The following is a 6,586-nucleotide window of genomic DNA, read 5'->3' as shown; positions in this document are numbered from 1 at the left end:
CGGTTGATCCCCGCCCCTGATTGACCCCCTCAACCCTCGGGGCTACACTCCAGGGAATCCCGTCGTACGAAAGTCCGATTCGAGGGGGGGAATCGCGCGTGGCTCAGGCGCAGATTCGCAAAGTCGATCCCTACTATGACTGGCAGGAGCGCGAGGGGATCCGCGCGGTCACCGGACTCCACATTCCGGACCTCAACGAGGTGCCCCTGGACCCCTGGCAGCGCACGGGCGGGCACGGCGCCTTCATCAACCTCGGCACCAAGCGCGGCTACAAGCGCGCGGCGTACCTCTCCGAGATCCCACCCGGAGGCGCGCTCCATCCCCAGCGCCACTGCTTCGAGGAGGTCGTCTACGTCGTCAGCGGACGCGGAGCCACGACTGTGTGGCAGGAGGGCAAGTCCAAACAGCTTATTGAGTGGGGTGCGGGAAGCCTGCTCGCTATCCCCATCAATGCCTGGTTCCAGCACTTCAACGCGTCGAACGAGCCCACCCGGCTGCTCGCCTACAACAACGCGCCTGAGGTGATGAGCCTCTTTCACAACGAGCGGTTTCTCTTCGACAACGACTTCGTGTTCGAGGATCGCTATGCCGGCGACGACGACTACTTCAGCGACGAGGGGACGCTGTACTCGGTGAAAGGCCGATCCTACCACGTCCTCGAGACCAACTTCGTGCCCGATGCCGCTAGCATCCAGCTCTACGAGTGGGCGGAGCGGGGCGCCGGCGGCCTCAACGTCATGTTCGAGATGGCCGATGGCGTCGTCCCGACCCACATCTCCCAGTTCCCCGTCGGCACCTACAAGAAAGCCCATCGCCACGGCGAGGACGTCGGGGGCGGGGCGCTCCTGCTGATCCTCCAGGGCACCGGCTTCTCCATCGTGTGGCCGCCGGGCGAGAGCGAGTTCCGAAAATTGGACTGGAAGAAGAACAGCCTGTTCGTGGCCCCCAGCTCCTGGTTCCACCAGCACTTCAACACCGGCGCAACACCCGCGCGCTACCTGGCCCTCCGTGGCGGGGGCAGCCAGAAGTACGAGACGGGTGGTGGCCAGTGGGTCGTGGACCGAAGCGTGAAGGAGGGCGGGAGCCAGATCGAATACCCCGACGAGGACCCGCGGATCCATCGGATGTTCGAGAGCGAGCTGGCGGAGCACGGGGCGGCGTGCCGAATGGGCGCGCTCTCGCCGTTCTGCACGGCAGGATAGGCGAACGCCGGCCCGACGCCCCGTCGAGCCGAGCCCTCACCGATACAGAGGAGAAACCGCATGGCGGACCTGGACGCCGCGCGAACCGTCGTCGCGCAATCCTGCCGAATCATCGGCAAAATGCAGATGACCCGCGAGCCGGCCGGCCACGTGAGCTGTCGCATTCCCGGCACCGATCGCATCCTGATCAAGGCTCGGGGCGTTGGCGAGGCGGCGCTAACGTACGTCACGCCGGACGACCTGATCATCTGCGATATGGACGGCAAGAAGGTCGAGGGGCCCGACGATCTGGCGGCCCCCAATGAGGTCTTCATTCACACGTGGATGTACCGGACGCGACCGGACGTGAACGCCGTGATCCACGTCCACCCGCCGACGGTCGTGCTCTTCACGATCTGCAACACCGAGCTGCTGCCCCTCATCGGCGCGTACGACCCCTTCGCCCTCCAGCTCGTGCTCGACGGCATCCCGCGCTACCCGCGAAGCGTCCTGATCTCCAACGATGCGCTCGGCCAGGACCTCGCCAAGGCAGTCGGCGAGAAGAACGTGTGTCTCATGCGCGGGCACGGCATTACCGCCGTCGGCGCCAGCGTCGAGGAGGCGACGATCACCGCCTGGCGGCTCAACGATCTGGCCGAGATCAATTACCGCGCTCGGCTTCTTGGCACCCCCGAGCCGATCTCGGACGAGGACATCGCGGCCTTCCGCGCCGTCGGCGCGGGCCGGGCGCGTCGCGAGCGGCCATCGGGAGCTACCCCCTATCAGAACTCGACGTGGCGCTATCTCACGCGCTGGATCGAGGAATAGCGCACCCCATGACACAGCGACCGGAGTAGCTCGTGGGCACATTTCGCATGTACACGGACTCGGTGGGCCGCGCGCGGTGGGAGCCCATCGACCTGCACGAACACCGCGCCTGGCTCGATGGGCTCGACGCCACGAGCATCCGATTCGGGATTCGGCCGCCCGGCGTGCTCCAGGATTGGCACCCGGCGCCGCAGCGCCAATTCGTCATCATCCTGTCCGGTCGCCTGGAGATCGGGTTCGAGGACGGATCGACGAAGGTGTTCGGTCCGGGCGACGCGCGCCTCGTCGAGGACGTCACTGGCCGCGGCCATACCACCATCGCGCTGGGCGACGAGCCCTGCATCACGGCCACCATCTCCCTAAAGGATCAGGGGTAGTCCTCGCGCGGATCGTCCGCGAGTCCCATCGAATTGCGGTGAAATGCCTGAATGAGCGGCGCTTTGCCCCTCGCGCCGCGCGTATCCCAATACGGGCTCCACGACGAGGACCGGCGCCACCACGCCGACGTTCACCATTGCCGCTTCCATTGCACTGGACTGCCGGGGACGCGCGTGATATATGTGGCCAATCGTCGCAAACGCACCCGGGTCGAGGAGCCGCGCGCCCGCCTTGCCACGGTGGGCCAACGGAAAGCGGCGTCGGGAAGGGCGCCATGAGTCATCGACTGTTCTTCTGCCTCGCCTGCTGTGTCATCGTCGGCTGCACATCGGCGGTGACCACGGCGCGGGACGAATCGCCGGCCGGTTCGAGACAACCACCGGAAGCGCAAAAGTCCCTCACCGTTGGCATCCTCGTGTCCGTCAAGAGCTACGGCCCGTGGGACGGGACGACCGGCGGCGGCGCGGTCGGAGTCTCCGAAATTCACACCATGGGGCTCGTATCCGAGGACCTCAACGGTCATCTGGAGCCCAGACTCGCCGCGATGCTGCCGTCGGTGGATGATGGCACCATCGTCGTCCTCCCAGACGGTCGGATGCAAACGACCTGGCGTCTTCGCCCCGGTGTCACATGGCACGATGGCGTGCCCTTCACGGCCAGCGATCTCGTCTTCAGCGGGGACGTGCTTCGTGATCCGGACATCGCAGCCACCGTCAACTCGATCATTTTGAAAGCCGACTCCGTAGAAGCCCCCGACCCGGGCACTCTCGTTATTACCTGGCACACCACGTTTTATCGGGCCCTCGACCTCATCCAGCGAGAATTCTGGCCGCTCCCCCAGCACATCCTCGCCGACCCGTATCGCGAAGACAAGCAATCGTTTCTGGGCCACCGGTACTTCACGACGGACTACGTGAACCTCGGACCGTTCCGCCTGGTGGACTTCGGTCTGGGCGAGCAGCAAGTGTTCGAGCGGTATGACGACTACTTCCTGGGGCGCCCGAAGGTCAGCCAGATCGTCATCAAGACCATCGCCAATGCCCAGGCGCTCGTTGCCGCGCTGAAGGCCGGTGCGCTGGACATCGTCGCCGAAAAGACCCTCCCGGGTGACATGGCCGCCGAGCTGCGCGACGAATACCGCGACAATGGCGAGGGCGAGCTACGCTCGCGGCAGGACAACTGGCTCTACGGCGCCTTTCAGCTCGGCGCCCAGTGGGCGAGGCCGGAAGGTTTCGCCCAGGACGTCCGCGTTCGACGCGCCCTCTTCGCCGCCATCGACCGCGACGCCATCCGCGACGCAATGCTTCCCGGATTCCCGGATACCAGTGGCGACTCGTTTATGCCGCGATCCGATCCACGCTTCGCCGCCGTCGGCGAGCCGTTTGCCCAGTACCGGTACGACACGCTGGCAGCCGCGCAGGAGCTCGCGGCGGCCGGCTGGCGGCGCGGATCCGATGGCCATCTCCTGGGCGCCGATGGGCGGCAGGTGCAGATCGAGGTGATCGCCGCAAATGACACCTGGGCAAAAGAGGTCGCGCTCGTCGCCGACTACTGGCGCCAGATCGGCCTCGATGTCACCGAAAATATCCCCTCCCGCGCGGTCGCCAGGGACGACGAGCGCATGGCCGCGTTCTCGGGGCTTATCCTCCGCGCGCGCGGCTCCGCAGACGGCATCTTCGTGTCCTTCGACAGTCGCCTCCAGGCGGGGCCGCAGAATCGTTGGAGCGGGGCCAATCTGGAGCACTATGTGAATCCGGCGATGGACCAGCTCATCGACACCCTCTACAGCCAGATCGATGAGCGCCAGCAGGGTGCCACGCTCAAGCAGATGGGCGAGGTCCTCGCCACGGACCTGCCCGCGCTGCCCCTCTACTATCGGCCAACCTTCACCGCGGTTCGCAAAGGCGTCCGGGCACTCGCGGAGTTCGGCGCGACGCGCGATCCCGGGGCGATGTCCAAAGCGGCGCACCTATGGGACCGCGACTGACGGCTACATGAAAGGCGGTCTGCAATGACGAGTGTGGCTGAGAACGAGATCCTGACCCGATGTGGCCCGGGAACACCGATGGGCGACCTGATGCGCCAGTACTGGATCCCGGTCGCTCGCTCGGACGAGCTGCCCGAGCCGGATTGTCCACCCGTGCGGATCCGCATTCTGAACGAAAACTTGATCGCGTTCCGCACCACGTCCGGTCAGGTCGGCTTGATCGAAGACGCGTGCCCCCACCGGGGCGCGTCCCTCTTTTTCGGGCGAAACGAGGAGAATGGCATTCGCTGCGTGTACCACGGCTGGAAGTTCGACGTCAGCGGTCGATGTGTCGACATGATGAACGAGCCCGAGGCCGCGAGCTTTATGCATCGCGTGCGAGCCGTCACCTACCCAACCCAGGAGCGCGCTGGGTGCGTTTGGGCATACCTCGGACCCCGCGAGACGCCGCCTCCCCTCCCCATGCTCGAAGCGAGCCTCGAGCTTGCGGGCGTGCAGCGGGTCAATCTCTGCCTGAACGAATACAACTGGCTTCAGGCGATGGAGAACAACCTGGACACCTCCCACAACGCGGTCCTCCACCACGGCGCCATCACCGTGGAGGTGGCTAGCGCTCCCGACTACCCGAACCCCGCCATGAAGTACATGGTGGCCGACCGCGCGCCGCGGTTCCACGTCCGGGACACCGAGTTCGGCGTGACCTACGGCGCGTGCCGGGCGGCCGAGGAGGGCCGGACCTACTGGCGCACGATGCACTGGCTGTGGCCCTTTTACACCATGTCGCCGACCTTCAAGCTGGGGACCAGGAACGAAGTCGTGGCGACGGTACCCGTCGACGACTATCACAACATGCAGTTCACGTTCAATCGGGCCCTCGGCGGGGAGCAGCGGCAATTTCCGGGAGACCGGACCCTCCCCAACTCGACCGATTGGCTGGGCCGCTTCCGGAACGCCCTCGACCCGACGACCGACTTCGGAATCGATCGCGAGCTTCAACGCCGAAAGCCGCCGGACGGATCAGGGTTCACCGGTATTCGTGGCGGCGTCCCACCGCAAGACGAGGCCATGAAGTGGAGCCAGGGGCGAGCGGCCGGCAACGGCATCGTCGACCGTTCTCGCGAGCACCTGGGGAGCACCGACGCCGCCATCATCCGCGTGCGCCATCGCCTGATCGAGGCGGCGAAGGCGCTCCGCGAGACGGGCGCAACGCCGCCATGCGTTGACGCACCGCAGGCGTACCGCCAGCGTTCGGGGTGGCTCGTCCTTCCGGACGGGGTGGACTATTGGGAGGGCGCGCGCGAGCTGCGGGAAGGCTTTCTTCGCGAGCAAGAGGACCAGGCGGTTGGCAGCCCGGCCCGGTAACCGCGGCACGCAGTCGTCACAGCGCGCGCCCAACCATCCGCACCAGGGCCGACTACGAGACCGACAATAGCGCGAGCGGGCGCTGGCCGACGACCTCGCCACCTCGCTCGGTCACGATAACGGATCCGCCCCAGGCCACGGTCCGGTCCAGATCCTTCACGGAGACATCCGGCTTCCAGACGACCACCGCGCCCCGTTCGAAGGTCAGGTTGCGAAGGGCAAGCGGTAATCGATCCAGCGTCGAAGAGGGTGAGACGCGCGGCCCATCCTCGCCGAAGCCCCCGCCCTTCAGCATCGGCCGCGTCTCCAGCTTCGAGTCGAGTCGACGGGCAGCGGCGAACTCCGTCGTGCACGCGATCAGCTCTCCCACCGTCACACCCGGCCTCAAAAGCGCGCGGGTTGCTTCAAACATCTCCGCCAGAACGTCCGCTGCCCGCCTGAGTGGCTCTGGAATCGGGCCAAGGACCAGATGCTGCTCCTCCTGGGTCGACTGTGCGCCCCATGGCGCCTCCGTTTGTGCCGCGATATAGTCTCCGGCCTCAAGTACTCTGCCAATGGGGGGTTTCGTCACCCGGCCGCCCGGCGGCTGACCTCTCGCGGCGATCTCGAGGGCGAACAACGGCTCGTCAGACCCGAGCGATCGCATTCGGTCCATGACGGCGCCGTGCAGCGCGTCGCCATCCGCCCCTGGTCGCGCCAAGTTCGCGAAGGTGGCGATCCCCGCCTCCCCGATGGCGACCACGCGACGCAGACACGCCAGCTCCTCATCACTCTTCACCCAGCGGGCGAGCCCCACGACATCCGTCGCGTCCTCGAATTGCGCGTTCGGGAGCAGCGTGCGCACCTCTTC

At 66.3% G+C, this 6,586-nt stretch carries 6 protein-coding genes; 5 read left to right on the top strand and 1 reads right to left on the bottom strand.

Annotated features, from left to right (window positions below; all coding sequences use genetic code 11):
* Positions 1-98 precede the first annotated feature (98 nt).
* From VFC51_06730 to VFC51_06710, 5 genes are all read left to right on the top strand, one after another.
* Positions 99-1,202: a cupin domain-containing protein gene (locus VFC51_06730; GenBank protein HZT06708.1), complete on the top strand. Its 1,104-nt coding sequence runs from the start codon at positions 99-101 to the stop codon at positions 1,200-1,202.
* Positions 1,203-1,262: 60 nt separating this feature from the next.
* On the top strand, positions 1,263-2,009 hold the full coding sequence (locus VFC51_06725) for a class II aldolase/adducin family protein (protein HZT06707.1): 747 nt from the start codon (positions 1,263-1,265) through the stop codon (positions 2,007-2,009).
* A 32-nt stretch (positions 2,010-2,041) separates the two neighbouring features.
* A complete protein-coding gene (locus VFC51_06720; GenBank protein ID HZT06706.1) occupies positions 2,042-2,386 on the top strand; it encodes a cupin domain-containing protein in 345 nt (114 codons plus the stop codon).
* A 275-nt stretch (positions 2,387-2,661) separates the two neighbouring features.
* Positions 2,662-4,374, top strand: a complete 1,713-nt coding sequence (locus tag VFC51_06715) for an ABC transporter substrate-binding protein (protein ID HZT06705.1) — start codon at positions 2,662-2,664, stop codon at positions 4,372-4,374.
* A gap of 24 nt (positions 4,375-4,398) precedes the next feature.
* A complete protein-coding gene (locus tag VFC51_06710) occupies positions 4,399-5,736 on the top strand; it encodes a Rieske 2Fe-2S domain-containing protein (protein HZT06704.1) in 1,338 nt (445 codons plus the stop codon).
* Between the two features lie 52 nt (positions 5,737-5,788).
* Here VFC51_06710 and VFC51_06705 read toward each other — a convergent pair.
* On the bottom strand, positions 5,789-6,586 hold a 798-nt coding region (locus tag VFC51_06705), incomplete at its 5' end, for a M24 family metallopeptidase (GenBank protein HZT06703.1).

The sequence above is a fragment of the Chloroflexota bacterium genome, from assembly GCA_035652535.1.
Classification (GTDB): domain Bacteria; phylum Chloroflexota; class UBA6077; order UBA6077; family SHYK01; genus DASRDP01.
Note: the sequence above shows the minus strand (reverse complement) of the source record. Positions and strands in the feature narration are given on the sequence as shown.